This window comes from Synechococcus sp. H55.9 (assembly GCF_047462355.1).
GTDB lineage: Bacteria > Cyanobacteriota > Cyanobacteriia > Thermostichales > Thermostichaceae > Thermostichus.
This window is the reverse complement of record NZ_JANSJB010000049.1, coordinates 7441-9162: the sequence shown is the minus strand read 5'-3', so window position 1 is coordinate 9162 and position 1722 is coordinate 7441. Positions and strand designations below refer to the sequence as shown.

Annotated in this window: 1 protein-coding gene; it reads right to left on the bottom strand. The window is 55.1% G+C overall.

The genetic code is table 11. From position 1 onward, the window contains the following. Nucleotides 1-1713 (bottom strand): GDSL-type esterase/lipase family protein (locus tag NW857_RS07850; RefSeq protein ID WP_414368573.1); only part of this gene is annotated, 1713 nt, incomplete at its 3' end. Nucleotides 1714-1722: the final 9 nt, after the last annotated feature.

The following is a 1722-nucleotide window of genomic DNA, read 5'->3' as shown; positions in this document are numbered from 1 at the left end:
CTTGTAGAGCAGCATTCGCACCGCACAGCGATCCCCCAGGGGAACAACAGCAACGCGATGAATATCAGATAAGGCGCATGTGTATTCCAATAGCATGACCGAGTTGGGAGCGGCCTTGACCCGGCTTTCCAACCCCCCTTCTCCAATCATCAACGTGCGGAAAGGAGCATCGCGATAGAGGGGATCCTCATAAACCCCTGGTGGCAGAGCTCTGAGGGCAGCCCGCACTTCCTTCCACATGGGGTGGATGTTGTACTCGTGATTGCTCCGATTGATCACGCACAGGCGAGGCCTGGGATCAGAAGAGCCTTTTGAAGATCCACTGAGCTTGAGCAGGATCAGGGATCCATCCTCGAAGATCGTTTCTACTGCTTCTGCGGAAAAGAACTGAGCTATTGGGGAGAAGATGAGGTCGGCATCTGCAGGAATGGAGAGGGTGGTTTGAACCGAACTGTCCTCTTGTATGGAAAGTAAATGTAGGGTCTTGTCTCCTATCCTTGCATCGCTTCTGCCAATATACAGTCCCGGCTGCAGGCGTGATTTTTGGAAAGCAGTCTGCAAAGATTGCCAAGTTGGCGCAAGGGTATAAGGGTAGGGGGTTATATTCACGATGCGAAATTGATCTCTGCCTATTTCTGCAGCTACCCAAAAGCCATTGCCGTCTTCAAAAATGATTCGTTCTGCAGTGGATTGAGCCAGCTTTCCACGAGCCGACAGAACTTGGCCGGGCTCGAAGAGCGAGAGATCGATGGCCTCAAACATGACCTGATGCCCCCTGGAATTGGGGTGAGCTGGGTCAAAAGCAAGGTCTGGTTTCCAGCGGCCCTGGCCATCGTCTAGGATGGGCAGCCAATTGAACACAGGGCATCCCCAACCGAGCATCTTTTGCTGAGTTTCCTGCAGAAGCAGATGCTGTTCTGGACCATAGTCGCCGTGAGGATAGACCCCTGCCAAGATGGGCAAAGCGCCTATATTTTGAATCTTCTCAATCAGGCGTCGCAGGCCGTTTTCAAACCGCCTTTGGACGGCACGTCGATGCTCCGGCAGAGCCGTGGCCAAGCCCTCATTTCCCAACGACAAGGCCACAATTACCACGTCCGGTTGTTCGGGAACGACAACTTGATCAAACCGTGCCAGCGTTCGGCTGACCGTAGCCCCCAATTCCGAGAGATTACGCACCCGATGGCTGTAGCACTCCCGCAAGGCTTTCTGCAACAGCCAGGCCCAACCTCGCAATAGCCAGGCGCTGCACCCCAGGGCAACGGAGCTACCCAAAACAACTATCTTCAGTCCCGGCAAATCTTCAGGCTCAGGCTCAAGAATAGGGGTGGCAAAATAGCCGTAAGGACAGGAAGGGATCCGGCCAAACTCGCCATCTTCCACGATCAAAACTGATGGCAAAGGCTGAGGCTCAAGCGGCACCCAGCGATTCCTATCGGCAGCTTCCCAAATAACTTCGCCATCGGCCTGAACGCGCAGATATCGGTACTCCACTCGAGGGGTCTCTTGAGGCCACTCCCCGGAGGATAGGGGGCCAGAAGTGCCATCTGCCGGGCCTAATGGCAACTCCACCCACCAGAGCGGATAACAAGCGGGATCCGTCTGCAGCCAAACACAGCGGCTCGGATCCCAGGCGCCCAACCGAGGGCTGGATCCCACCAGGGCAATTCGATCACCGGGCTGAGTGGTGGCGCGAACTTGGAAACGATACATTTTTTTGGA